Here is a 23,684-nt window from a genome sequence, read left to right on the forward strand (position 1 = left end):
GGCTGAGTCCAGGTTAGGCTAAAATTAGTTGCCCAAAGTCAATACATATTGAGCAAAATAGATCTAGACAAGATTAATTAACATATAAATACAAAATAATTATGGCTCCCCGGTTGTCAAAACCCCCCGACAAAAACGATCCCGACTACCAAAGATTAGAAAATAGAATTAACTTTGCGCTCCATGTAGGCATCTTTGCCGCGAGTAATTCCTGTATCTGGTTTGTGCGCACAATTACTTATGCTAACTGGGACTGGACAATTTTATTAACCGAGTCCTGGCTAGCACTATTGCTGATTCATGGGATCTGGGCTTTTGCCACGGAGCGAAATCTTAAACAATCCACACCAGAATAGACCCAGCACCCAGCATCTAACCTAAGCACAAACATACATAAATGTTATGACGATCGAAGCAGAAAATATTGAAAAGCTCGCCGCCACGATCGGTGAGGAAATATATATAGACGTAGCTAAGTGGCATCTCTATCTTGCCAATGCCCACTTGCATAAACCCCTGGCAGAGCGGCTTTATCCGATGGTGGAAGGTGGCAATGCCGATCGCGTCGAGGAGGGCGAAGTAATAGCGATCCTGCGCGATTTTAAGGTTGCTGTGGGTGGTGGCCGCAAAGAGCTACCCTTGATTGATCTGTTGCCCCCTAATGCGGCTGAGGATATTACCAAAATCTTAATTCGGGTCAGTCGGGATTTTTAAGTGCAAATGTCAAACCCTGATTTAACCGTCACTGAGATTGCGGTTACGGTAAAGCTATTTGCCGCTTTTCAAGAAACCATTGCAGCGGAACAGATTGAGCTGAATTTACCAGCCCGATCGCCCGTGGTGGCAGTTTTCGATTACTTAGTGCAGGATTATCCTGAGTTAGAAAAGTGGCGATCGCATACCCGCTTTGCAATCAATCTAGATTTTGCCCCGCCAGACACAGAGTTACAAGATGGCGATGAAGTGGCACTGATTCCACCAGTCAGTGGCGGATGAGTTTCCAGGATCTGCGATCAATTAAGAAGTTCAGACCGAGGATTAATTGGTCCAGATATCAAAGTTGCTAGCTCCCTGAAAATTAAAATATTGCAAGTCTAGATCTGCTAATTTGCTTGATTCGATCGCAATCGCTGCCGCAAACCCAGGATCGATCGCTAAATCTGCAAGCTGCCAACGTTGGGCTATTTGGCGATCGCCCTGAATGCTCAAAATTTTGGCAGGCAAATCCGGCGCAATATTTAGCTCCACCTGCTTAAGCTGGACAATTCCCACCCCCACTGCTTTTAGATAAGCTTCTTTACGAGTCCAGGTTTTAAAAAATACCTCTTGTCGATCTACTGCGGGCAAAGATTGCATCACTGTATATTCCGACTCCGCAAAAAAACGCTTAGCCAGGCGATCGGCATGGGGCATGGGGCGCACTTTTTCCAGGTCAATGCCTAATTCATTGGCATAGCTAAAGGCATATAAGGCCAGGTCATTGGAATGAGCCAGATTGAAATATAGTTCAAGATTTTGCGATCGCCTAGTGCTCGCCTCTAACCGTTGCTGACTATTTTGGGAGTGATTTTCCTGGCCAAAATTTAAATAGGGCTTACCCCGATTGCCATATTTAAACTCTATTTGCTGTGGTGATTGGTTTAAATAATATCCCAACAGAATCCGCAGAATGCCCCGCCCCGCAATGAATCGATCGCAGCGCTGCGGAATTTTAAGTCGATCGGCTCTGGCTAGTTCATCGGCGCTAAGCAGGTTTTTGAATCCGGCGATCTTATCTATTGGTAAATTTAACTCAGCTCGCCAAACATGAATGGCGCGATCGTCCAACTGCTCAAAATCTGGACGATAAGTTTTAAAATTAAAATCCTGACTGCTAGCCAAATTCCTGGCCTCCTAACGGCAATATTCAAAATACAATAGAAAAATAGCCCGATCGAATCGATCGACCAGGCCAAAATGTAATTGATGTAATTTACTTAGGTGCTGATTAGCTTAGCGCTTAACCAGTTTTTTGCTCATCTTGCGCAGGCGAATTGATTCTGGCGTAACCTCCACCATCTCATCAGCGGTGATATATTCCAACGCCCGTTCCAGGTTCATCTCCACCGGCGATTGCAACTGCACTAGTTCTTCACCAGAGGCGGCACGGTGGTTAGTGAGCTGTTTGGTTTTACACACATTCAGCTCTAGATCCTGGGGGCGATTGTTCTCACCCACGATCATCCCCTTATATACCTTAGTGCCAGGGGTGATAAAGAAAGAACCGCGATCTTCTGCATTTTTGAGCGCATAGAAAGTTGCATCGCCTTCTTCAAAGGAAATCAGCACCCCATTACGTCTGGCCTCAATCTCACCAGCCAAAGTGCGGTAATCAAGGAAGCTGTGGCTCATGATCCCTTCACCACGGGTCATCCGCAAAAACTCACCCCTGAAGCCAACCAGACCACGGGCAGGCACTACAAATTCTAATTGAGCGCGACCATTATTTACCTGCATATCCCGCATTTCGGCACGGCGTTGCCCCAATCGCTCAATACAACTACCCACCGCATCTTCTGGTACATCCAATACCAAAAATTCAAATGGCTCATAGGGCTGGCCGTTAATTTCGCGGTAAATTACTTGAGGCTGGGATACCTGGAACTCATAACCCTCGCGGCGCATCGTTTCGATCAAAATACCCAGATGCAGTTCGCCGCGACCACTGACACTGAAGCGATCGGGGGAATCGGTTTCTTCTACCCGCAAGGCCACATTGGTTTCTAATTCTCGATCGAGGCGATCGCGCAGTTGCCGAGAAGTAACAAACTTACCTTCTTTACCAGCAAAGGGTGAATCATTCACACAAAAAGTCATCTGCAAGGTTGGTTCATCCACCCGAATTAGCGGTAAGGCTTGCGGATCATCCGGGCTAGTGATCGTTTCACCAATGTTGGCATCCACAAATCCAGCCACGGCCACAATATTACCAGCCGAGGCAGTTTTTAGCTCTACCCGATTGAGTCCCTCAAAACCAAATAGTTTGGATACTCGTGCCTTAATGATCGAACCATCTTCACGGATCAGCGCGGCCTGTTGGCTTAAATTAATTGTGCCATTGTGAATTTTACCGATCACGATCCGGCCTAAATATTCTGAATAATCCAGCGTGGTTACTTGAATTTGTAACGGCAATTCCGGATCACCAACCGGCGGCGGTACATTGCGCAAAACTGCCTCAAACAAGGGCTGCATATCCTCGTTTTCTTCTTCTAATTCATCCTTGGCAAATCCACTCAGGCCAGAGGCAAATAGATAGGGAAAATCGCATTGATCGTCGTCTGCGCCCAGCTCCACAAACAAATCAAACACCTTATCCACCGCATTGTGAGGATCAGCGGAAGGGCGATCGATTTTATTGACGATCACGATCGGGCGTAAACCTTTTTCAAGGGCTTTCTTGAGCACAAACCTGGTTTGCGGCATTGGCCCTTCGGTTGCATCCACGATCAGCAAGCAACCTTCAACCATGCCCAAAACACGCTCTACTTCACCGCCGAAGTCTGCGTGTCCAGGTGTATCAACAATATTAATCAGGTTATCTTTAAACCTGACCGCAGTATTTTTCGACAAGATCGTAATGCCGCGCTCACGCTCTAAATCATTAGAGTCCATGACGCAGTCTTCGACCTGTTCACCTTCGCGGAATACACCGGATTGTTTGAGGAGGGCATCAACCAGGGTGGTTTTGCCGTGATCGACGTGGGCAATGATAGCAACGTTGCGGATATGGGCAGACATGGAATGTTACAGATCCTTAGAAGATTTATGGATTCTTTACTATTATGCTTGACTTTTTGTAATATTGCGACCTGCATAAGTATTTGCTATCGATCGGAATAAGTCAAGTGGTGGCAGTTGACCTGGTTTTCAGGAATATTTATGGTGGCTATGATCTTTGCCTGAAGGACGATTACCAGATATTGGGTAAGTTATTTATTATGCCAGTGATTAAATTCCAATATGCCAATAAAAATAAAAAAGTCCCTCAGTGTTTTGAGAGACCCTTAGTAAAGTTTGATTTGAGTTCGATAAAACTATTAAGGCGATCGTCAGCAAAGGTTAATTAATTGTATTTACCTCAATGTACTGCAATGTACTGCCGCTTCGATCGAAATAAAGCCCAAACAAGCCAAGCCATACGCTCAGAAGTTAATCTTGAGCTTGAATTGAGGCTTAGCTAGCAACTTCGACCTTTGATAGCACCTCTTGCAGCTTGGCTTCATCATCCTTGGTCAATGAAGTACGCAAAACCTTACCCTCATACTGGCTGAGATCTTCCAATACCTTATCCGGCGTGACCTTACGCACCAGCACAAACAAGGCCGATGAACCTGGCTCCAGGGTATTGGTTAATTCTTTAATAAAATTATCGTCTACGCCAATGTCAGCTAGGGCACCGGAGATCGCGCCCGCCGCCGCCCCAGCCACCAGGCCAGTTAGGGGTGCAAATAAAAACGTACCCAACAACAGCCCCCAGAAACTACCACTCAGGGCACCGGAAGCAGTCAGGTTATAAACCTGTTTGATTTTTACATTACCATCGGCTTTTTTGATCGCAACCGCTGCATCTTCAAGTGCGACAAGGTGCTCCTTTTGCAATCGCAGCAGCTCCATGCGTACTTCTTCAGCCTTGTGCTCGTCTTTAAATCCAACAACAATTAGTTCACTCATGGGTTAACCTAAAATCTTCTACAATCGCGTTACAGCGACATATATAGGAATCTAAGCACCTGAATGTGAACTATTAGTGAAGGGGACTAAGATGCAAAGCTTTAAACAAAAAGAAGCCTAAAATCGCCGACCATCGATCTGCATTGAGGCAGCATCAGACACGCCAGGAATCTCAGGATATTCGCCTCGCACTGTGTAGTAAAGGCTATAGAAAAAGCAAAACACCATCCCCATAAAAATTGTATTGGTGATCACTTGCTCGATGAGTAGACCGCCAGGCAGCGTATTGAGGCCAAATCCCAAAAGAGTGAGCGCTAGCGTGGCAATAAATAAACCAATTTGCAGCAAAAGTGCCTGCATCGTGTTCAGGCGAATAAAACGACTGAGGCGATCGCTTCTGATCACTAGAAAAAACAACGCCATGAAAATAATAAATTCACCGCCAATGCCAGGTAAGATTGAAAACCGCAGCAAAAACTTATCAATCAAAATAAACGGCAGCAATGGATAGACCAAAAATTTGAACTGCGGGAAAATATGCACACCAAACTCCATTGCCCCAGAAACGGGCAATAGATAGGGCAGGCTGCCAAAGAAGCGATCGATATAGTCTTGGTTATTTTGCCAATTCATAAAATTATAGGTAGATGAATAAAATTGATCAGATATTAAGCAATTAGAGCATAACTAGACATTAGCGCCTTCATACATGTAATCGTACCAAAAACCCCTGAACTTCTTGCTTATATAGGTCAGGTACGCGCAGGCTGATCCTGTCTCGAAAAAATGGACGCGTGCGGCTTTATATTCTTGATCTAGTTCGTGAAACTTCATGATTTATCTTGATCTTGACTGCGGTTTACTGCTGATTAACTAATTCTGCCCTAGAGTTTAACTTAGATGCCGACATGTTCATTGGGTTGGCCATAATCACTAACCAAATCATGGCTTAGCATCATTTAGGGCGATCGCATCTGCCATGATTAGCAGCCGTAGCCAATCGATGGTTAATCACGCGTTGCAAATTTCATTAATCTTACTTTTGCTTTGGCTTTGGGGCTGAATGACGGCAGAAATAGAAACCCGCCCCGATCGCCACCAGGTACAATAGCCAGGCAATCCCATATACAAAATTGCCAATGGTTTGATCATGGGTTAGCAAGCCGGTTCTGCCCAACAAATAAAACCAATCGTGGGTAACAGCCTCACCGCCCAGCAATGGGATTAATTGCGATCGGGCATCTTTGAGGTAGCGGGAAACATCAAACAGATTGATCGATAACCAAAACAGGCAAACCGCCGCCGCATAACGTTGTTTTTGGCACCAGAAAGACACAATAAAGGCGATCGGCACGATCAGTTGCATTAGCGTCCCACCCATAAAACCAATGAACTCTCCTAAAATGCCAAAAATCAGGTGGCCAGCCTCATGGATCAGTAAATTAAAATTGTGAATGAATAAAAATTGATCATAGTTGCGAGCCCCCCTAAAACCATAGATCGCCAAGAATAATATAAAGATAGTCCGGAGTGGATCGAAGCCTAGTTTCAGCCTGCCGGATATACCGAGCCGTCGCAAAAATTGCGGTATTTCGATCCCCGCTTCACTTTCTTTACTTTGTAGCTGTTGGTTATGCCTGGGATACCTGCGCGGCATATTTTCTGTTGAAGTAACTATGCTAAGAATATGCGTGTGGTGATAAACCACTTATCCATAGCATAACTATAGTAAATGTGACTTGGGTAACCAAAGTGCCTTTAAGTATGTAATAATGATCCAGCAGGAAAGCGCCCTCATGGCTCAGGGGTAGAGCATCTCCTTGGTAAGGAGAAGGTCACGGGTTCAAATCCCGTTGAGGGCTTTAGGTTTGAAATTATGGCAAATAAGCGAAGCGGGGTAGTGGTTAGTCCTTACTCATTTTATGCTTGACGTTTGCTCATTCAAGATCCCAACATTGAAGCGTATTAATACTTAGCTAGATACTTTCGGTTTATCTACCACTGATTCTTGTTTTTGCTCAAGTGCTGAGAGTTTTACTCGATATCTTGCTTCCCGCCGCATCCAAAATTCTGGGGTGCTGCCTAAAACCTGTGACAACTTGTGGGCCACATCCTGCCCATAGGGTGCTTCCCCAGCAATCAATTGATCCACAAACTCAACAGGATATTCTAGCTGAGCGGCTAAATCCTTATTTGTCCATTTTAATTCTTCCAAGATATCAGCGATCGTATCGCCAGGTGAGGTGAACCAATCCGGTGTAAACGGTTGCTGTATTCTAGTCATGGTAATCACCAATAAAAACAATACGAACTTGAGTTATTTGCGACCAGTCAATACTTCCATCTGTTCTGACTGGTGTGGGATTTTGGTCTGATTCAAACAAAAGGCGTTTTCCGCCATGAAGGTCTAGGGCAAATTGTCCTGTACGATCGCCTTTAAGAGGATGTGGGTGACCAGCCCTAAGCTCTTGAACTGAATCAGCGTCAAGAATATCATCAAGTCGTCGCTTCAACTTCATAGCACAATCCCTGCCTAGCGCCCTTATGGCAGAATGCTCTTGCTCACATAGCTTTTGCAGCTTCTTGGTTTTAAAAGTCACCCTCATTCTAACCCACGCGATCAATTTGCTGTGCTTATCATAATCCAAATATTTTATTTAAAAGATTTAAATGTGATTAATTAATGGCTCGCCGCCAACGATCGCCCCAACTCTAATTTTTTCTGTCTTTTAGTAGTTATGCCGATCGCTCATTCTGATTAAACTTAACTTGGGTTGTAGAGAGAATAAGATCTATGCCCAATCAGAAACATAGCAACTTTAAGAATTCAAACCTATGCATTTGACTTGGCTAGATAACAACGGTTGGTTAATTGAACTGGGAGGGCAAAGAATCTTGCTCGATCCCTGGTTAGTTGAGCCACTGGTATTTGGGGGGATGGATTGGCTATTCAAGCAAGAGCGACGATCGCCTATGCCAATTCCTGAAAATATTGATTTGCTGCTGTTATCCCAAGGTTTGGAAGACCATGCCCACCCGCCCACATTGAAGCAGCTCGATCGTCAAATTCCCGTTGTTGCCTCGCCCAATGCGGCTAAGGTAGTTACTGAGCTAGGTTTTGGCAATGTGACTGTGTTGAATCATGGCGAGAGCTTTAATCTGACTGAATCAGTCACAATTAAGGCGATCGAAGGTGATCCGATTGGTCCATTTGTGCTAGAAAATGCCTATATCTTGCGGGAGGGAACGGCAAGCGATAATCAAGATGGAGAAGATCGCATTAGCAGTATCTACTACGATCCCCACGGCTATCACTATGAATCGCTCAAGGCAGAAAAACCGATCGATGTTGTGATTACGCCCTTAATGGGGATCTCAATTCCCTTGCTTGGCCCGGTGGTCAAGGGTGCAGACAGCGCGATCGACGCGGTAGACCTATTGCGTCCCAAATTAATCATCCCCACCGCATCGGGGAGTGATGCCAAAATGACAGGTGTTTTGACCAGGGTTTTAAAAGCTGATGGTGGCGCAGAAAAACTCAAAAATTTAGCCGCTGCCCGCAATCTGACGGTTCAGGTGATCGAACCAAAACCTGGCGATCGCTTTTCCCCGGCTCTTGCCGTGCCAGTCTAGATTAATAATGGGGCAAATTCACTCATTTAAATTGCGCTAATACTAAGAATATTTACTTAGTTAATGATTTTTAATTATTGTTAACGATGCCACACAAAACCTAGCAAAGTAAGCAATATTAATAATCCAAAGCTTAGTTTAGGCTGCTGATCGATCGCCCTAAGTTTCACAATAAAAGAGCAGTGATAGAGCGTTACCATTTCTGTAACCACAGTATTTACAGGCCGATCCAGCCCTAGAATAAATGTCATCATCTCGGATGAAACTAGCTCAATATAGCCAGATGGGTGAAGCGGGAGATGTGTCGATCGCTTAACCTAGTTGGTAATTATTTTCAGGACTTCTCCACCCCGCCCGTGACGCGGGGTATTTTTTAAGTAAAATTTACTACTTTTGGCAAACTTTTAATGTTATTAAATAATCACAATAATAAGGTCGAGTAGAATTAACATATAACTCAATTGTGCTGCCTGGTCTGCTGTTTGGGCTCCAATGTCTAGAGTAGAAAATTTCAATCAAATCGCCAGCAATTACAATGTGTATTCTGTTGAGCATATACACCAAACAAGGCACAAACTTGCAGTGAAGATATGCAGCGCAGTTGGTAAATCAGTTGAATAAGTCAGTTGATAAGACAAATGACAAATAGGGAATAGTTGCAAGTAATAATCGATCGACCTTGTAACTGTTTGTGCAATGCCGGATTTAAGAGGAGAAATTATAGCCATGCATGTTTTCTTTATTCCCATGCTCAGTTTTCTGATGGTTGTGACGGCTTTTTTAATGTTTGCTTTTGCGTTTAGCTATTTGGTCTGGTCACCCAAAACCAAAAACCCCAATGTGATTGCGGCTGAGGTAATGCAGTTCAGCGAGCAATTTACCAATTTTATTGTGATGTCCGGTATTGCTTTGGGGGTGGGGATTTGCTTTTTGGCGATCGCTAATTTCTGGCTCAATTTCTAGGTTTTTAGGGCGATCGCCAGCTAAATTAACTAGTTCAATCTCAAGATATCAGCGCTTAACTACTAGCTTCAATAGAACTCAATAGCCCTTAATAGCCAGGTATGACTGTTACTTAACCGAGTCACTTAACCGAATCAGTTTATGCCTGGCTTAGTTTATTAGTATCCCTGTATGCACCAGATACTTAATTCATATGGGAGCCAGAATAATTTAAAAGAGTCGCTTGCTAAACCAGAATTCAACAGATTCTTGCAACTTTTAGCTTGTCGTTATTAGCGATCGCCGAAAAACTCTATTGCAACCTTAGCGATTTGTTTGATCAAACTATTGCTGCAAATACTATTACCAGTATTTTCATTACTCACCAGGTTAACTAACAACACGTAAGACCAAGATAAAACTAATCACCGCGATCGCCATCCCCAGATGAATATTCCGGATCTTGGCCAAAATTGGCTGCACCTCGTAGGTTACCAGCAGGCGATCTTTAGCGAGATCGGTCTCTGGCTTTTGCCATTCCTGCCCGTCATACCAACCGGTCTCTTCATATAAAACCTTGTCGCTCTGTAAGCGGTTTTTGACATAGATCCAGGCTAGCCAGATCCGCAGCAAGGGCAGACTTAGGCCGATCGTAGCGCCAATACTCCCCAAACAGACAAATTCAACTAGATGGCGTGAGGGCGAAAAACTAGATGCTGCCACTGGCCCCGCCACCACCCAGCAACCAAGCCAAACCCCTAATAGAATTCGGTAAAGCGGCCACCCGGATCTGGTTGCCCAGCAATAGAGAAAGGCATCTTTGATCGCCAAATATTCATTCAGCGGCTGTTGTTCTTCCGGAACGGGACAGGTCATATGCCCAAGCGTTGATAGATTTGGTCAAGATGTTGCATGTGGGCTTTGGGATCAAAGCATTCAGCCAGGATCTCTGGTGGCAATAACTCAGTTACCTTGGGATCAGCACTGATTAACTCTCGGAAGTTGCCCTCTGGATTATTCCAGGCCACATGGGCATGTTTTTGCACGATCGCATAGCTGTCTTCCCGTGACAGCCCTTGTTTGACCAGGGCAAGTAAGACTTTCTGGCTGAACACCACGCCACCATAGCAATTGAGGTTGCGCGCCATGTTGTGTTCATGCACCAACAGGTTTTTAACCAGGCTAGAAAATTCCGACAGCATGAAGTAAGTGAGAATACAGGAATCGGGCAAAATTACCCGCTCGGCGGCGCTGTGGGAAATGTCGCGCTCATGCCAAAGGGCAATATTTTCTAAGGCGGTGGTGGCATTCCCTCGCAACACTCGCGCCATTCCAGTTAATCGCTCCGATCGGATCGGGTTCCGCTTGTGGGGCATCGCCGAGGAGCCCTTTTGTCCCTTGGCAAAAAATTCTTCTACTTCCAGTACGTCAGTGCGTTGCAGGTTGCGAATTTCTACTGCAAATCGCTCGATCGAACCACCCAAGAGAGCCAGCGTTTGCACAAAATCCCCATGACGATCGCGCGAGATCACCTGGGTCGAGGCACAATCGGGCTTGAGGCCAAGGCGTTGACAGGCGATCGCTTCGATCCTGGGGTCCACATTGGCATAGGTGCCCACCGCACCGGAGATTTTCCCAACCGCAATCCGTTTGGCCAGGGTATTCAGCCGATCGCGGTGACGCAGCATTTCCGATAGCCATCCGGCGAGCTTGAACCCAAAGGTAATTGGTTCGGCATGGATGCCATGAGTTCGCCCCGCCATGATCGTATAGCGATGCTGTTGTGCCTGGTAGCGGATCGCCTGGGTGCAAATTTCTAATTGTTCAAGGATCAGGTTCAGGCTGGCGATCATTTGCAAGGCCAGCGCCGTATCCAACACATCCGAACTGGTTAAGCCCAGATGAATATAGCGCCCCGCATCACCAACATGTTCATTTACATTAGTCAAAAAGGCAATGATATCGTGGCGGACTTCTGCTTCGATCGCATCGATCCGCTTGGGATCAAATTTTGCCTTCGCCCTAATCTCTGCTACGGCCTCAGCAGGAATATAACCTAGCTCAGCCTGTGCCTCACACACAGCGATTTCTACTTCTAGCCAGGTTTGATATTTATAGTGGTCGTTCCACAGCCGACCAATTTCGGGTAATGTATATCGCTCTATCAATGTTTGCGCCTAATTAAATTTTCTGTTTTCTATTTATACGAATTTTATCTAGATCTTAAAATCTGGATCTTTAGATTTAATTATCTATATGCTTGTCGAATCGATCGACAGCCTCATCAGCCTCATCTCCTCAGGTTAAATGGCAATTATTCACTGATTAACTAATCGCCTGAAATGCCAAACCGCGATCGACAAATCAACTAAGGCCAGCTTGAATAACTAATTTATGTACTCTTAGTACCAAAATTTTAGTACCAAAATTAAATTTACATTAAGTGATCTTACCAAATTTACCATCCCTGCCAAATTAAACCAGACTTGGCATTACTTGGCATTACCTTTGTAAGACCAGCAAAGTATAACCATGCATTGCTATAGCTTACAGCCAGGTACAATGACTGACTCCAACTTGCCCTAGTTACAAAAGCTCAGTCTTGCAAAAAGTGAATCCAGCAAGCGATATCCATCACCATAACCAAAGCTGGGCAAGTGACCGTATGGGGCTTGGCGGGAGAAAATAAAATCCTCATACTTGCGCCATTGCGGTTCGGCCAGGGAAGGAATAAACCAGGGGCGCTGGATCTGCCAGCCTACTTTGGGGGCAAACTTAAGATAGGTATCGGCAAATTGCCAATAGTTTTCAGCATTGTAGGCAATCAGTCCACCCAATGACTGCCAGATCTCCAGTTGGACAGTAAACCCAAACCGATCGCTACTATAGCCAGTCCAGAGCCGATCGAGATGCAATAAATCAACACAGGGGAAATTATGAATATCGCCTTTACTAATTTGATTGAGCTGAGCGCGATCGAGCAGTTGCAGGATGATCGCATTGGTGAGGCTGTCCGCTTCCTGCCATGCTCCGGCTTCTAGCAATTGTTGAAGTTGACCATAGGCGGGTACAAGCTGATGATTAAGTGATTGGCCTGGTTGATTGACGACATAATTACTTAGATTATTTGGGGTTGGTAGATTTTGTGCCTGGGATGAGTTTTGTGGTTGAGCTAACGATCGCATTGGCCTGACTGACTTAATTGGCGCTCTACTGGAAGGATATTTGGCGATCGCTGAGTTGGTATTGTTGGTATTAGGCTTTTGATTACTTTGCTTATTTTGAGCATTTTGCCTTTTCTGGCGCTTGAATGCAGTGGGGGTGGCTGGGGTGATTTTGCCACGGGCACTGGCGGAAGGTTGCTTTGCGGCAACATTACTAATTTGATTATTAGCTGGGCGGGGAGAATTAGCTGAGCCATTTTTAGGATTAGAGTTAGCTTGCAGATCAACCAGAGCCGCGATCGCGGTTTTATATCGATCGGCCACTGCCCGACAGATCAATTGATCTAATACTTTGCCCAGGGTAGCTTCTTGCTGCTCAGACAATGGCTGTGGTAAAAACTGCCGCCAGATCCAAGCATCACGCCGATCGCAAAATAGCTCGCCGGTCGTGACATTGGTCAGCAATTGAATGCAGGTTACACCTAAGCTATAAAGATCGCTGGCAAATATCGGTTTACCGCGCAATTGTTCCGGTGCGGTATAGTCCAAACTACCGATCACTGTGGCGGTGGTGGTGGCAGCAGCGGCAACCTTCGCAGCACCGAAGTCCACTAATACCGGCAGGTGATCCCGATCGCGCCGAATGATATTTTCTGGTTTGATGTCCCGATGAATCACACCCCGGTCATGAATAAATTGCAACACGGTTAGTAAGTCATTAAGCAATTGAGCGATCGCCATCGGGCTAAATGCTCCGTTTGCTTGCAACTCCGCCGCCAGGGTTTGTCCTTCAATTAGCTCTTGCACCAGATAGAGTTGATCCTGCTCAGCAAAACTGGCAAATAGTTCGGGGATCTGGGGATGCCGACCCAATTCATATAATTGCTTGGCCTCACGATTGAATAGTTCGGTGGCCTTGCGCAACATTTGGCTGGAAATATTGCTGCTCTGGATTTGCGGCAAAAACTGCTTGATTACGCAGGGCTGATTAAACTTATCCAGATTGATCGCCCTGAAGGTTCGTCCCATGCCACCTTGACCGATCGGGGCGATCGCCTGATACATACCCCGCAGTACCAATGGCATACCACAATTTTCGCAAAACTTTAGTGAGTCGGGATTTTGGGGTTGCTTGCAATCGGGATTAAGGCAATATGCCATCTAGACCCAACGACCCACCACAACCCTGACCGAGCCATCTTTGAGGGTTTCTTCTTGTTCGACCGTAAAACCTTGATTTTGCACCGAAGCCATCAAAGACTTATGGGCATAGCGGCGGGAAACCTCATTCACAAAGGCTTTTTCATCGATCCGCGCTCCCCAAAAATCTGCAATCAGTTCGTAGTTTTCGCCCCGCTTGCGGAAACCAAGATCATAACCATTTGCCTGCCGTACCACGTAATCAGCCTTGACCTTGTTGCCAGCATAGCCACGCACCATCGTGTCGCGCTCTACCTGGTAATCAAGTTCCTGTAATACCTGCTCCAGGATCTCGCCATTGTTAATTTGAACCTGAATCGTGGTGAAATGGGACATTTGCTGCTCTCCTTGGGCAAAAGGATCAACTGCGAAGCTAAAAATAATAATTGGAGGCGGATCTACTAGCAAGCTAGCGATCGCAATATTGGTTAACTATGGGGTTAATTATGGCGATCGTCTTTTAGCTATGAATACAAGCTGATTGGAATCGATCGCACCCCCACATACCTAATATTAGCAACAATGCTAAGTATTTTGGTGGGTTTTGGTTGGTTATGACTATAGAGCATTTAAGCCAAAAATCAAGATCTTAAAGTATAAAAAGTCAGGCTGGTGCTGCCATAGTTGCGCCGATCGCTAACTTGCAAATCCCCCACCCGATCGGGTAATTGCTGCTTGCGAGCATGTTCAGCGGCGACGATCGCATTTTGATTTAATAAATCTGGCAAAAGCTGTAGCACTGGTAAATATAAATCGCTCTGATAGGGTGGATCAAAATAAACCAGATCGAAACCTTGCTGGTTTGAATTTTTTTGGTGAAGGATTAAATCTTTAGCATTAGCGCGATCGCCTTGGCTCCGATCGATCACTGCTTCTGGGCGATTAACCGCAACTTGCTTAATTAATTTGGGCAACACCTTCAACAGATCACCGCGATGGAGCTGCCAGATCTCTGAACTCTTTTTAGGTTCTTGCTGATTATTCGTAATACTTGCCGCGACTTGCCGCCAGTTTTGTTTAATTAAATTGCAAGCCGCCGCCGATCGCTCGATCCCAACTACAAACTCAGCACCGCGTAGGATCGCCTCCGCCCCCATTGCCCCCGATCCAGCACACAGATCCAACCACCAACAACCAGGTACTTTATTTTGCCAAATATTAAATACCGCCTCCCGCACCCGGCTGGCCGTAGGGCGAGTGGCTTCACCAGCCAGGGTTTTTAGTTTGCGATCGCCAACTCTCAGGGACATCTATATCTGCGATTACTTAATTAGCAGCACTAATATCAATATAGCCAGGTTGAGTTTTAATCCGTTCTAGCCATCTATTAATCGCCGGATAGGGAGATAAATCAAAGTCACCCTGGGGAGCAAGATTAATATAAGCAAACATAGCCATATCCGCGATCGTATATTGGTTGCCCACCAGAAATGGATTTTGCGGCAAGCTCAACTGTTTCTCGATCACCTCCAGGGCAGCATAGGCTTTTTGACGCTTGAATTTAATTACTTCGGCATAGCGATCGGCCTGCTTGAACATTTTGATCCAGACTCGCACTGGGCCAATGTTGGGGGCAATGCTAAATTGTTCAAAAAATAACCAGCGCAGGATTTGGGCTCGCTTCAGGCGATCGTCACTATAAAAATCACTACCCTCGGCCAGGTAACACAGCATGGCACTGGATTCGAGTAAAACTTCACCGGAGTCTAATCCCAGAACTGGCACTTTACCAGCGGGATTGATACTCAAAAATTCGGGTGGGAAGGTTTCCGGCTTAAACGGGTTAAGCTCGATCGCCTTATATTCAAGGCCAAGCTGAGCCAAAAGCAATCGCACTTTGTAGCAGTTGCCGGAGGGCTGGAAGGTGTATAGTTTCATGGCTGTTTGAGTTTGAGACTACAGGGCAGAGGGCGATCGGCACAAACTAAATCCTGATCTGCGTGGAATCAATCAGAAGTTAATGACATGAATTGGCGATCGTTATTACTTTACACCCTGCCCTAACCTGGAATTACAATACAATAAAGGCAAATATCAGGAGGAAAGGGCGATCGATAAGGGTAAATCGAGGATGCGATCGTGAGCAGATACATCTACGAATTCTGGATTTGGACTGATACAATTTCAACAGCAAAAATATCAGAAATACTCGGCACACAATCAAGTGAACCATATGACCCTGAAGAGGACGATAAAGATACTCTTTGGACTTATCAGGTTACCCAAACTGAATCAGATCTACCCTTTGATTTTGTAAATGAGTTTTTTAAAATTCTGGCGGGAAAGTTTGAAATCCTTAATCGTTATGGAATCAAAAATTCTAACATTTGGTTTTGGCTAAACCATGAATATGACCAGGAGTGTAATTTAGAAATATCACCAGAAGATATGGAGCGAATGGCCGATCACGATATTCCACTATGTATTACATGCTGGAAAAATGATGGTGGCTACATCGATTTAGAAGCAGAGACAACATCTAAATATATCTACAAGCTGCAAATCAGAGCTGAGCAAGTAACGCCTTCGGAAATCTCATTAATTCTAGGTCAAAAAGCCAGTCGATCGATCGCTAATACCTGGGTTTATGAGGTCACGGAAATGGAATCAGATCCTGCTTTTTACTTTGTGGATGAGTTTTTTAAAATTCTAGAAGGCAGATTTGAAAGCCTATATCAACTGGGTATTAAAAATTCGGATATTACCTTCTGGTATCTTTACGAATATGACCAGCAATGCAACATGGAGTTTAATCCCAAAAAAATGAAGCGGATGGGGGAGAATGGCATCAAGCTGTGTATTACCTGCTGGGAAAGAGGTGATCCTCCTCCAGGTGATGAAGAGGATGTCCCCGATGATGATTCAGAATCATCTGATTATGGCCAAGCCGCTTAGTAATCTGAGAGTAAGGGGGATATTCAATGATTAAAACCATTCTAAAGCTACCCTTTCCATCTACAACTTTTGAATGTGAGCCAACGCTTAAATATCTCATCGGCCGCGATCATGAGCTTGTATTTGTGTTGCTAGACGAGGAGGATAATAAATACGAATACTCGATTAATTTTGAAGGGATAGAAGCCTATAAGTGCACGTACTTATCATCAATCAGTGCCGAGATGGTCGAAGCCTATGACAAGTTGATCGATTGTGGTAGGAGCGATTGGTTGATTGAGATCGAGAAACAATGCCGGTAGTCATGCAGAAGTAAGGATAATGGGATAGAAGATACAAAAATTCTCTCTCATGGATACATCTAAGCTAACTTGTCCAAGATGCAATTCACTCAAAATTGTCAAAAATGGCAAAATTCACAACGGTAAACAAAACTTCAAATGTAAACAATGCAATAGACAATTTGTAGCCAATTCTAAGAAGAAATATATCGCTAATGAGACTAAAGCTCAAATCGACAAACTTCTGCTAGAGAGGGTTTCACTCGCAGGTATTGCCAGAGTTGTAGGTGTATCACCAAGATGGCTACAGCAATATGTTAATCACAAATATGCTCAAGTGCCCCAACAAGTGCAGGTACAGGCTAAAAAAAAGGGCACTTAACCATTCAAATGGATGAGCTGTGGTCTTTTGTAGGCAAGAAACGAGTCAAGGTTTGGGTTTGGTTAGCTATAGATGTTGATACTAAGGAGATCGTAGGAGTGCATATCGGGTCTAGAGATGAGGTTGGTGCTCAAGGATTATGGCAGTCTTTACCACCCGTTTATCGACAATGTGCTGTTTGTTACACTGATTTCTGGCGTGCCTATGCTCAGGTAGTTCCGAGTATGCGTCATCAACCAGTGGACAAAGGTTCAGGCTTGACAAACAAAATTGAGCGATTTAATTGCACTCTTAGGCAAAGAGCTTCAAGACTGGTTCGCAAATCTCTTTCTTTCTCGAAAAAGTTAGCTAACCATGTTGGCGCTATCTGGTTATTTGTGCATCATTACAACTCATCCTTACTTGTATAGCACTACCTAACTATAAAACCCCTTTAGAGCTGGGAATGGTGCTGGCACGGCGCAGATCGATTTCGATCGCCATCCGCAAAGCTCGCGCAAACGCCTTAAAGGTAGCTTCAATAATATGATGGGAGTTGATGCCCGCTTGCTGGCGAATGTGCAAGGTAATCAGGGAGTGATTAACAAAGCCCTGGAAAAATTCGCGCACCAGTTGGGTATCGTAGTTACCAACCCTCTGGGTGGGAATTTCCAGACCATAGGCCAGGTGCGGCCGACCCGAAAAATCCATCACTACTTCCACCAGGGCTTCATCAAGGGGGGCAATAAAATGACCAAACCGGGTAATCCCTTTCCGATCGCCCAGCGCCCGATCGATCGCCTGACCGATCGTAATACCCACGTCTTCGTTGGTGTGATGATCATCGATGAAAAGATCGCCCTTGGCTTTGATGTCTAGATCAAGCAAGCCGTGGGAGCAAATTTGATAGAGCATGTGATCCAAAAACGGAATGCCTGTGTCTACCTGCCCTTTACCGCGCCCATCTAGATCAAGCCTGACCAGGATGTCGGTTTCTTTGGTTTGGCGATGTACTTCGGCGATCCGGTTTTCTGGCGACATTTTTAACTTGGGTTAATTAGCTATTCAATTGTATCTCTTCGTAAAAGATCAATAGTGACGATCGCCCCGTTCCTAAAAAGCTAAGCGATCGCCCTTTGATTAATATGCAGCTAAAGCCTAGATCTTAATTCCCGCCTTAGCCATCTTTTTCTTAAACTGTGCCCAGGTAATATTTCGCTCAATATATTCAGGCACCTTTGGATTATAGGGAGCCTTAGCCCGATCGACCTCCAGAATTTTGGCATCATCAGGAATCACCGGCATGTCAGGATCAAACGCAGTTGGATGCATCAATGAACTGGAAAACCCCTTAAAGATCGCCACCTCATCAAAATGGCCATCGGCTTCCAAACGCACAAATAAAACTTCCTGGGGATACTTGATTGAGTATTCCTCCAGCCGCTGACAGATTCCACGTACCATGCTTATTTCCATAGGAGCGTAAGATAATCCTAACTAAATGAACTACAAATCAACAAAGCTAACTGAGTTAATAAAATCAAACTGATTAGACTGCATGTTCAACTATTTAAGGCCACTTCCGATTGATCAATGCCTGGCATTAATTTGGGCGCATCCCTAATTGCGATCGCGGTATTTTTAATTGCACTGGCGATCGGCACCGCCAAAACCAAGCCCAGCAAGCCAGCGATCTTGGCACCAATCAGCAAAGACAACAACAACCAGGCCGGATTGAGGCCAATGATTTCGCCCAACAATCGCGGAGCCACAATGTTGTCATTAATTTGCCCAACTACCAGCGCCACTACCAGCACCTGTAGACCCAAGCCGAAGTCCTGGAGCATCACTAATGCAGTAACGATGATGTTGCCAAACACGCCACCATAGGGCACAAAACTGACTAAGCCTGCCCCAATCCCGAACAAAAGTCCATAGGGCACCTGCATAATTGTAAAAATTATTGACAAAACTACACTCAACAAAATTGCCAGAATGCCCTGGCCAGCAAAGTAATTTTGCAAGCTCTGGGCGATCGACTCTTCGATCAAGTGATTGTGCCTGGTGGGCAACCAATCAAAGATGCCATCCCAAAAGTTCTTGCCGCCTAAAATCAAGAAGATCGCCAGTACCAGCGTGATCAAGATATTAAAAATGCTACCCAGGGTACTAATCACAAAGCTAATGCTCTGCCGTGCCAGCGATTGCAATTCGTTGGTAATCTTTTGTACCGGTTCGGCCACCAAATTACCCACATCCACTGGCAACCCCTGGGCAAAAGGGGAATTAATAAATTGTTCAAGTTGCTGGCTACCGGAATCAATCCAGCTAGGCAGATTGGTAATTAGTTCTTTGAGCTGATTGAGCAGCAAAGGCACCAGGAAAAAGCCCAGCACTGCCAGCAAAATCAAGGCAGCGGCAAAAACCACCGTGATCGCCAGGGAGCGTTTGAGGTTAATTCCTTCCAGCAAGCGGATCGGATAGTTGAGCAAAAAAGCAACTAATCCCGCCGTGACCAGAATGCTAATAATTGGCTGGAGGTAGGCACATAAAAGTGACAATAGCCAAACATTCAGAAAAACTAGAGGAAATATGATCGCCAGCTTGATTGATGGTGGCTGTTTTTCCATGAAATCAATCATAGAATTGCTTTACTTGAAGTTACTTGAAATCAATAAGGTGGCAGGGATGCAAAGTAGTTATATCAAATTAGCGATCGCTTAATTCTTGATTAGCTATAAAAAACGAGGTTGGGCATAGCAGCAAATATTTAAGCTTAGCCTTAGATTAACTTTAGATTGACTTTTAAATTAAAAAAATACTTTTAAATCAAAAAAACAGTTTCAAAAAATTGCTAACAAAAGGCTGGCAACGTAGCCAAAAGAATTATTGACTACTCTGAGCCTATTGCCTACTCATTCATTCAACTACTCATTCGATGACAAACCATTTGGTTGCTCTTTGGCGGGGAATGGGAACATAAAAGCGATCGCTGCGCCACCCACAAAACCAGCCAGGTTCCGCACGATCGGCATCAAATCACTAGTGCGGCTGACTATTGGGCCAATGCCAAAGGCAACTAATAACATGCCCCACAGCGGAGTCAAGATCAAAGCCCAGCGCCAGGCAAAAATTTCACCCTCTTGGCGGGGATGACCAGCAAAACCAAACACCAAACCACCCAAAATCGAAGTGGCCAGCGTTAGCAACCACTGCTCTTGGGGTAATCCAGGCACCACCAAGCAACCATCTTGCTCTAAGCAGGTCATAATCGTAGTTACAGCCGACATGATTGATTGATCTTGCCCCCGATCGCGCACGAAAAACTGATTGCCATAGCGCGATTGCAATTCAATCCAGAAGCCACGGGGCAGCAAATCATAGACCTGATCGCCTACGCTGAAGTTGAGCAGGTTATTACCACGAGAGTCGGCCACCAGCATCACGCTGCGATCGTTTAGACCCCAGAATTTTTTAACCGCTCGACCAGGGGTGCGATCGACCTGGGTCAGCACCTTGACTTTCCAGCCCGTTTCTTGCTCAAAGGTGTCCAGCTTCTGGTTCAGCGCTACTTCCTGGCTATCGGAGAGGAATCGACCCAGGTCAATAATGCTGGTAGCTTCCTGGGGCAATAGTTCCGGTGCATTAATGGCATGGGCAGGGGTTGGATTTGCGATTACCGTAAAGATGATCAACAAACTGGCGATCGCCATAGAAATGAGCTTAGGCATTGGAGTTTTATTCATAGGTAAATCTCGATCAAGCTCTAGTTAAATTAAAATAATATCGTTAAAGATATGTTGGTAGTGCTGAACAAGTAAGGATTTAGGCGATAGTTGAATATCTATAATCCAAACAAGCTAAGCTCCGAATTTCAAATCGATTGCTAATTATCCTTACTACTGCATGACTACCGATATGTTTATCTAATAAAAGGATTTTTGATGTAAGTTAATTTTTCTTTACATTATAGCGGGGATCTTCCTCTTTCTGTCCCCAGTAGCTAGAATGTAGACCTTTGCTTAATTTATGCATAACTACAGAACCTTTAGCATTATCTATATCTCAGAATTTAGGTATTGTAGGTATTCAAATATTAGGTATTCAAATATTTAGATATTTAGATGCGCAGATAGGCTAGGTTTGATCGATCGCAGCCTCAATTTCAATTTATGGTTGCAAGTAAAGCCCCATGCCCCCACTAATTCAATGGTATCCAGGACACATCGCCAAGGCGGAAAAGGCGCTCAAGGAGCAGCTTAAGCGGGTTGATGTGGTGATCGAAGTGAGGGATGCGCGTATTCCCTTAGCCAGTTGCCATCCCAAAATGAACGAATGGATTGAAGGGCGATCGCATTTATTGGTCTTAAATCGGGTCGATGCAATCCCAGCTAACATTAAGATTGCTTGGCAGGATTGGTTTGTTAGCCAAAAGCAAACCCCTTTCTTTACTAATGCCCAGGCAGGTAAAGGGGTAAAAGGACTGCTCAAGGCTGCTGCAACGGCTGGCTCCCATGTGAACGATCGCCGCAAAAAGCGAGGAATGTTGCCGCGCCCCGTGCGAGCGGTGGTAATTGGCTTTCCCAATGTGGGTAAATCGGCGCTGATTAATCGATTGCTCAAAAAACGAGCCGTAGCAAGTGCTAATCGCCCTGGCGTTACCCGCCAACTGCGCTGGATTCGTATTTCTGACCAGATTGAATTACTCGATACGCCGGGAATTCTGCCACCATTGCTAGATGATCAAGATGCTGCCTTGAAATTAGCGATCTGCGATGACATTGGCACTGCCTCCTATGAATATCAACTGGTGGCGGCGGCGGCGGTGGAAATATTGGTAACTCAAAATGCGCCCCTAGAGGATCGCTATGGGCTGGCCTATGCAAATGATGAGCAAAGTTCAGGCATGGGCTATCTGAAAGCAGTCGCCCAAACCGATCGCTATCAGGGTGACCTTGAGCGGGTGGCGCGCCAAGTTTTGCACGATTTTCGCAAGGGACGATTGGGGGAGATTGCGATCGAAACTCCGCCTAACCAGAAATAATAATATCTAGCGATAGACCGATAGAATTGAGGCTATTGAATGGTCATTTCCTAAACATCCTGTCGTTTCTACCGCTGCCAAATAATCTTGATACTATGGCCAAAGCTGAGGAAAAAGCAACAAAAGATCACTTAGCCGATCGCCAGCAAATTGAGGCATCGCCAACCTTACGCAAAGTAGTAGGCGCGATCGCCATCCTTTACGATCAGAATGATCAAGATGATCAGAATAAATATTTGATGCAACTGCGGGATGATATACCCCAGATTATCTACCCTGGGCAATGGGCTTTTTTTGGTGGCCATGTGGAACCAGGCGAACCCCCAGAAATTGCGGTCAGGCGCGAGTTGGCAGAAGAGATCAGCTATGTGCCGCCAGAGCTGGAATTATTTCGCACTTATAAATTCACCTTCAGCGATCGCCATACGACCCGCCATGTTTTTCATGGTGCTTTGAGGGGTGATTACTTAACTCAATTGCACTTGAATGAGGGCTGGGGGATGGATTTTCTGACTCCGGCAGATATCCGGCGGGGCGATCGCTATGCTGATTGTGCGGGGATGGCCAGGCCGATCGCAGCTTCCCATCGCCAGATTATGCTGGATTTTTTAGATTTTGTTGATACCAATCAAATTGATCCTACTGAGCCTTAATTGAGTTTGGCTTAGCCACTTATTTTCACCCAACCGGATCAACCATTCAGATGAGGTTGGAGCCTGAATCTGATTCTATGCTTTTAGCGTCTTCACACTAATTTGATCAGCATTGAGTGGTTAGATTGAGAGAGTAGAGCGGTTGAGGATTGCCAATTCAAGTCTAATTTTGTGATGAGCGCAGTGGCTTTCCCCATAGCTATTTGAGCATTTGTGTAATCAGACTATTAATTATTAAGCTATTAATTATTAAGAATGCGATCGCAATGGAACACAATCGCCCTAAATCAGTCCTAACCAAACAATGATGAGAATAATACTTAGAATAAATTGCTTAAAAACCGCAAATTCTCTCACTAAATCTAGATCCTCTGGCCTGGTAAAGCTCGATTGCCACCTAAATTGCAATTAGTTAGCGAGCAAATCTAGAAAGTTAAAGTTCGGTTCAATCGAATTCGGGAGCAAGATTATGCCCACTATCGCCCTAGTTGATCAATTTGCTAATATCCCTTCTAAACAGCCGATCGTAACTGAATTGGCCTTAGGAGCAGCCAAACTAAAAATTGTTTATCAGCCTCAGCGCAAGAGCGATCGTGTTTTGAATACCCTGCAAGATACGTTGGCCATAACTGAGCAATATCTAGAGCCAACTGAATCTGATACCAGGCCAGAATTTATCGATCGCACCAATCGCTATTTTGCCATCCAGGGCGATCGGCTCATGCCAATCAACCCCCATCACCACAATAACAATTCGCTTAGCGCATAATATATTCAGCGCTTTCCAAGTAGGTTAAT

General features: G+C 45.1%; 28 protein-coding genes and 1 tRNA gene. 12 read left to right on the forward strand and 17 right to left on the reverse strand.

The window, feature by feature from the left end; all coding sequences use genetic code 11:
• The first annotated feature begins 113 nt into the window (after positions 1 to 113).
• Genes PSE7367_RS14870 through PSE7367_RS14880 form a run of 3 tightly spaced genes read left to right on the forward strand, consistent with a single transcriptional unit; the run spans position 114 to position 996 of the window.
• Positions 114 to 356, forward strand: a complete 243-nt coding sequence (locus PSE7367_RS14870) for a 2TM domain-containing protein (RefSeq protein ID WP_264314150.1) — start codon at positions 114 to 116, stop codon at positions 354 to 356.
• A gap of 46 nt (positions 357 to 402) precedes the next feature.
• Positions 403 to 714, forward strand: a complete 312-nt coding sequence (locus PSE7367_RS14875) for a DUF3181 family protein (RefSeq protein ID WP_015166180.1) — start codon at positions 403 to 405, stop codon at positions 712 to 714.
• A 6-nt stretch (positions 715 to 720) separates the two neighbouring features.
• A complete protein-coding gene (locus tag PSE7367_RS14880) occupies positions 721 to 996 on the forward strand; it encodes a MoaD/ThiS family protein (protein ID WP_015166181.1) in 276 nt (91 codons plus the stop codon).
• Between the two features lie 42 nt (positions 997 to 1,038).
• On the opposite strand, the gene PSE7367_RS14885 is transcribed toward PSE7367_RS14880, so the two are convergent.
• The 5 genes from PSE7367_RS14885 to PSE7367_RS14910 all read right to left on the reverse strand — a co-directional run bounded on the left by PSE7367_RS14885 (position 1,039) and on the right by PSE7367_RS14910 (position 6,370).
• Positions 1,039 to 1,881: a 4'-phosphopantetheinyl transferase family protein gene (locus tag PSE7367_RS14885; RefSeq protein ID WP_015166182.1), complete on the reverse strand. Its 843-nt coding sequence runs from the start codon at positions 1,879 to 1,881 to the stop codon at positions 1,039 to 1,041.
• A 111-nt stretch (positions 1,882 to 1,992) separates the two neighbouring features.
• The gene (gene typA / locus PSE7367_RS14890) at positions 1,993 to 3,780 is read right to left on the reverse strand and encodes a translational GTPase TypA (protein WP_015166183.1); all 1,788 of its coding nucleotides are present in this window, start codon (positions 3,778 to 3,780) and stop codon (positions 1,993 to 1,995) included.
• A 435-nt stretch (positions 3,781 to 4,215) separates the two neighbouring features.
• The gene (locus PSE7367_RS14900) at positions 4,216 to 4,713 is read right to left on the reverse strand and encodes a DUF1269 domain-containing protein (RefSeq protein ID WP_015166184.1); all 498 of its coding nucleotides are present in this window, start codon (positions 4,711 to 4,713) and stop codon (positions 4,216 to 4,218) included.
• A gap of 117 nt (positions 4,714 to 4,830) precedes the next feature.
• Positions 4,831 to 5,346 (reverse strand): Tic20 family protein, encoded by a 516-nt coding sequence (locus tag PSE7367_RS14905; protein WP_015166185.1) that lies wholly within the window; start codon positions 5,344 to 5,346, stop codon positions 4,831 to 4,833.
• Positions 5,347 to 5,749: 403 nt separating this feature from the next.
• Positions 5,750 to 6,370 (reverse strand): hypothetical protein, encoded by a 621-nt coding sequence (locus PSE7367_RS14910; RefSeq protein ID WP_015166186.1) that lies wholly within the window; start codon positions 6,368 to 6,370, stop codon positions 5,750 to 5,752.
• A gap of 133 nt (positions 6,371 to 6,503) precedes the next feature.
• On the opposite strand from PSE7367_RS14910, the gene PSE7367_RS14915 reads away from it, so the two are divergent.
• Positions 6,504 to 6,575 (forward strand) — tRNA-Thr (locus tag PSE7367_RS14915).
• Between the two features lie 110 nt (positions 6,576 to 6,685).
• Here the strand turns inward: PSE7367_RS14915 and PSE7367_RS14920 are convergent.
• Together PSE7367_RS14920 and PSE7367_RS14925 are read right to left on the reverse strand one after the other, a co-directional pair.
• On the reverse strand, positions 6,686 to 6,997 hold the full coding sequence (locus PSE7367_RS14920; RefSeq protein WP_015166187.1) for a helix-turn-helix transcriptional regulator: 312 nt from the start codon (positions 6,995 to 6,997) through the stop codon (positions 6,686 to 6,688).
• Positions 6,990 to 7,319 (reverse strand): type II toxin-antitoxin system RelE/ParE family toxin, encoded by a 330-nt coding sequence (locus PSE7367_RS14925; protein WP_015166188.1) that lies wholly within the window; start codon positions 7,317 to 7,319, stop codon positions 6,990 to 6,992. Before PSE7367_RS14925 ends, PSE7367_RS14920 begins: the two co-directional genes overlap by 8 nt.
• A 229-nt stretch (positions 7,320 to 7,548) precedes the next feature.
• On the opposite strand from PSE7367_RS14925, the gene PSE7367_RS14930 reads away from it, so the two are divergent.
• Together PSE7367_RS14930 and PSE7367_RS14935 are read left to right on the forward strand one after the other, a co-directional pair.
• Complete coding sequence (locus tag PSE7367_RS14930; protein WP_015166189.1) at positions 7,549 to 8,346, forward strand: MBL fold metallo-hydrolase; 798 nt, start codon at positions 7,549 to 7,551, stop codon at positions 8,344 to 8,346.
• Positions 8,347 to 9,072: 726 nt separating this feature from the next.
• Positions 9,073 to 9,309, forward strand: a complete 237-nt coding sequence (locus tag PSE7367_RS14935; RefSeq protein WP_015166190.1) for a hypothetical protein — start codon at positions 9,073 to 9,075, stop codon at positions 9,307 to 9,309.
• Positions 9,310 to 9,678: 369 nt separating this feature from the next.
• On the opposite strand, the gene PSE7367_RS14940 is transcribed toward PSE7367_RS14935, so the two are convergent.
• From PSE7367_RS14940 to PSE7367_RS14965, 6 genes are all read right to left on the reverse strand, one after another.
• On the reverse strand, positions 9,679 to 10,164 hold the full coding sequence (locus PSE7367_RS14940) for a CGLD27 family protein (protein WP_015166191.1): 486 nt from the start codon (positions 10,162 to 10,164) through the stop codon (positions 9,679 to 9,681).
• Entirely contained in the window at positions 10,161 to 11,456 is a 1,296-nt protein-coding gene (gene purB / locus PSE7367_RS14945; protein WP_015166192.1) for an adenylosuccinate lyase, read from the reverse strand. Before purB ends, PSE7367_RS14940 begins: the two co-directional genes overlap by 4 nt.
• 414 nt (positions 11,457 to 11,870) lie before the next feature.
• A complete protein-coding gene (locus PSE7367_RS20605; protein WP_015166193.1) occupies positions 11,871 to 13,613 on the reverse strand; it encodes a serine/threonine-protein kinase in 1,743 nt (580 codons plus the stop codon).
• Positions 13,614 to 13,988 (reverse strand): DUF1257 domain-containing protein, encoded by a 375-nt coding sequence (locus PSE7367_RS14955; protein WP_015166194.1) that lies wholly within the window; start codon positions 13,986 to 13,988, stop codon positions 13,614 to 13,616. It lies immediately after the preceding gene.
• A gap of 245 nt (positions 13,989 to 14,233) precedes the next feature.
• A complete protein-coding gene (locus PSE7367_RS14960) occupies positions 14,234 to 14,902 on the reverse strand; it encodes an RsmD family RNA methyltransferase (RefSeq protein WP_015166195.1) in 669 nt (222 codons plus the stop codon).
• Positions 14,903 to 14,918: 16 nt separating this feature from the next.
• On the reverse strand, positions 14,919 to 15,530 hold the full coding sequence (locus PSE7367_RS14965) for a glutathione S-transferase family protein (protein WP_015166196.1): 612 nt from the start codon (positions 15,528 to 15,530) through the stop codon (positions 14,919 to 14,921).
• 201 nt (positions 15,531 to 15,731) lie between these two features.
• Between PSE7367_RS14965 and PSE7367_RS14970 the strand changes: the two genes are divergently transcribed.
• From PSE7367_RS14970 to PSE7367_RS21585, 3 genes are all read left to right on the forward strand, one after another.
• Positions 15,732 to 16,547 (forward strand): hypothetical protein, encoded by an 816-nt coding sequence (locus tag PSE7367_RS14970; RefSeq protein WP_015166197.1) that lies wholly within the window; start codon positions 15,732 to 15,734, stop codon positions 16,545 to 16,547.
• A 26-nt stretch (positions 16,548 to 16,573) separates the two neighbouring features.
• Positions 16,574 to 16,849, forward strand: a complete 276-nt coding sequence (locus PSE7367_RS14975; protein ID WP_015166198.1) for a hypothetical protein — start codon at positions 16,574 to 16,576, stop codon at positions 16,847 to 16,849.
• Positions 16,850 to 16,898: 49 nt separating this feature from the next.
• A protein-coding gene (locus PSE7367_RS21585; protein WP_156800412.1) for an IS1 family transposase occupies positions 16,899 to 17,620 on the forward strand; the annotation gives its coding sequence in 2 pieces (ribosomal slippage) (positions 16,899 to 17,205 and positions 17,205 to 17,620; 723 coding nt in all).
• Between the two features lie 10 nt (positions 17,621 to 17,630).
• Here the strand turns inward: PSE7367_RS21585 and hisB are convergent.
• The 4 genes from hisB to PSE7367_RS15005 form a co-directional block, all read right to left on the reverse strand.
• Positions 17,631 to 18,230, reverse strand: coding sequence for an imidazoleglycerol-phosphate dehydratase HisB (gene hisB / locus PSE7367_RS14990; protein WP_015166199.1), 600 nt, complete (start codon positions 18,228 to 18,230; stop codon positions 17,631 to 17,633).
• A gap of 117 nt (positions 18,231 to 18,347) precedes the next feature.
• Positions 18,348 to 18,665, reverse strand: a complete 318-nt coding sequence (locus tag PSE7367_RS14995) for a DUF7734 family protein (protein ID WP_225882659.1) — start codon at positions 18,663 to 18,665, stop codon at positions 18,348 to 18,350.
• Between the two features lie 86 nt (positions 18,666 to 18,751).
• Positions 18,752 to 19,831 (reverse strand): AI-2E family transporter, encoded by a 1,080-nt coding sequence (locus PSE7367_RS15000; RefSeq protein WP_015166201.1) that lies wholly within the window; start codon positions 19,829 to 19,831, stop codon positions 18,752 to 18,754.
• A 285-nt stretch (positions 19,832 to 20,116) separates the two neighbouring features.
• The gene (locus PSE7367_RS15005; RefSeq protein ID WP_015166202.1) at positions 20,117 to 20,935 is read right to left on the reverse strand and encodes a TPM domain-containing protein; all 819 of its coding nucleotides are present in this window, start codon (positions 20,933 to 20,935) and stop codon (positions 20,117 to 20,119) included.
• Positions 20,936 to 21,381: 446 nt separating this feature from the next.
• On the opposite strand from PSE7367_RS15005, the gene ylqF reads away from it, so the two are divergent.
• The 3 genes from ylqF to PSE7367_RS15020 all read left to right on the forward strand — a co-directional run bounded on the left by ylqF (position 21,382) and on the right by PSE7367_RS15020 (position 23,655).
• Positions 21,382 to 22,233, forward strand: a complete 852-nt coding sequence (gene ylqF / locus PSE7367_RS15010; RefSeq protein ID WP_015166203.1) for a ribosome biogenesis GTPase YlqF — start codon at positions 21,382 to 21,384, stop codon at positions 22,231 to 22,233.
• Positions 22,234 to 22,268: 35 nt separating this feature from the next.
• Complete coding sequence (locus PSE7367_RS15015; protein ID WP_264314151.1) at positions 22,269 to 22,886, forward strand: NUDIX hydrolase; 618 nt, start codon at positions 22,269 to 22,271, stop codon at positions 22,884 to 22,886.
• A 469-nt stretch (positions 22,887 to 23,355) separates the two neighbouring features.
• Positions 23,356 to 23,655, forward strand: a complete 300-nt coding sequence (locus PSE7367_RS15020) for a hypothetical protein (protein ID WP_015166205.1) — start codon at positions 23,356 to 23,358, stop codon at positions 23,653 to 23,655.
• The last annotated feature ends 29 nt before the right edge of the window (positions 23,656 to 23,684 follow it).

Source organism: Pseudanabaena sp. PCC 7367 (assembly GCF_000317065.1).
Classification (GTDB): Bacteria; Cyanobacteriota; Cyanobacteriia; order Pseudanabaenales; family Pseudanabaenaceae; genus Thalassoporum; species Thalassoporum mexicanum.

What these genes read in the sequence shown, in the direction of transcription:
- PSE7367_RS15000 (WP_015166201.1), bottom strand. Translation starts at nt 19,831, where the DNA reads ATGATTGATTTCATGGAAAAACAGCCACCATCAATCAAGCTGGCGATC.
- PSE7367_RS14910 (WP_015166186.1), bottom strand. Translation starts at nt 6,370, where the DNA reads ATGCCGCGCAGGTATCCCAGGCATAACCAACAGCTACAAAGTAAAGAA.
- PSE7367_RS14940 (WP_015166191.1), bottom strand. Translation starts at nt 10,164, where the DNA reads ATGACCTGTCCCGTTCCGGAAGAACAACAGCCGCTGAATGAATATTTG.
- PSE7367_RS15005 (WP_015166202.1), bottom strand. Translation starts at nt 20,935, where the DNA reads ATGAATAAAACTCCAATGCCTAAGCTCATTTCTATGGCGATCGCCAGT.
- PSE7367_RS15020 (WP_015166205.1), top strand. Translation starts at nt 23,356, where the DNA reads ATGCCCACTATCGCCCTAGTTGATCAATTTGCTAATATCCCTTCTAAA.
- PSE7367_RS14960 (WP_015166195.1), bottom strand. Translation starts at nt 14,902, where the DNA reads ATGTCCCTGAGAGTTGGCGATCGCAAACTAAAAACCCTGGCTGGTGAA.
- PSE7367_RS14975 (WP_015166198.1), top strand. Translation starts at nt 16,574, where the DNA reads ATGATTAAAACCATTCTAAAGCTACCCTTTCCATCTACAACTTTTGAA.
- PSE7367_RS14995 (WP_225882659.1), bottom strand. Translation starts at nt 18,665, where the DNA reads ATGGAAATAAGCATGGTACGTGGAATCTGTCAGCGGCTGGAGGAATAC.
- PSE7367_RS14875 (WP_015166180.1), top strand. Translation starts at nt 403, where the DNA reads ATGACGATCGAAGCAGAAAATATTGAAAAGCTCGCCGCCACGATCGGT.
- PSE7367_RS14900 (WP_015166184.1), bottom strand. Translation starts at nt 4,713, where the DNA reads ATGAGTGAACTAATTGTTGTTGGATTTAAAGACGAGCACAAGGCTGAA.
- PSE7367_RS14935 (WP_015166190.1), top strand. Translation starts at nt 9,073, where the DNA reads ATGCATGTTTTCTTTATTCCCATGCTCAGTTTTCTGATGGTTGTGACG.
- PSE7367_RS14905 (WP_015166185.1), bottom strand. Translation starts at nt 5,346, where the DNA reads ATGAATTGGCAAAATAACCAAGACTATATCGATCGCTTCTTTGGCAGC.
- PSE7367_RS20605 (WP_015166193.1), bottom strand. Translation starts at nt 13,613, where the DNA reads ATGGCATATTGCCTTAATCCCGATTGCAAGCAACCCCAAAATCCCGAC.
- hisB (WP_015166199.1), bottom strand. Translation starts at nt 18,230, where the DNA reads ATGTCGCCAGAAAACCGGATCGCCGAAGTACATCGCCAAACCAAAGAA.
- PSE7367_RS14880 (WP_015166181.1), top strand. Translation starts at nt 721, where the DNA reads ATGTCAAACCCTGATTTAACCGTCACTGAGATTGCGGTTACGGTAAAG.
- typA (WP_015166183.1), bottom strand. Translation starts at nt 3,780, where the DNA reads ATGTCTGCCCATATCCGCAACGTTGCTATCATTGCCCACGTCGATCAC.
- PSE7367_RS14955 (WP_015166194.1), bottom strand. Translation starts at nt 13,988, where the DNA reads ATGTCCCATTTCACCACGATTCAGGTTCAAATTAACAATGGCGAGATC.
- PSE7367_RS14965 (WP_015166196.1), bottom strand. Translation starts at nt 15,530, where the DNA reads ATGAAACTATACACCTTCCAGCCCTCCGGCAACTGCTACAAAGTGCGA.
- ylqF (WP_015166203.1), top strand. Translation starts at nt 21,382, where the DNA reads ATGCCCCCACTAATTCAATGGTATCCAGGACACATCGCCAAGGCGGAA.
- PSE7367_RS14920 (WP_015166187.1), bottom strand. Translation starts at nt 6,997, where the DNA reads ATGACTAGAATACAGCAACCGTTTACACCGGATTGGTTCACCTCACCT.
- PSE7367_RS14930 (WP_015166189.1), top strand. Translation starts at nt 7,549, where the DNA reads ATGCATTTGACTTGGCTAGATAACAACGGTTGGTTAATTGAACTGGGA.
- PSE7367_RS14925 (WP_015166188.1), bottom strand. Translation starts at nt 7,319, where the DNA reads ATGAGGGTGACTTTTAAAACCAAGAAGCTGCAAAAGCTATGTGAGCAA.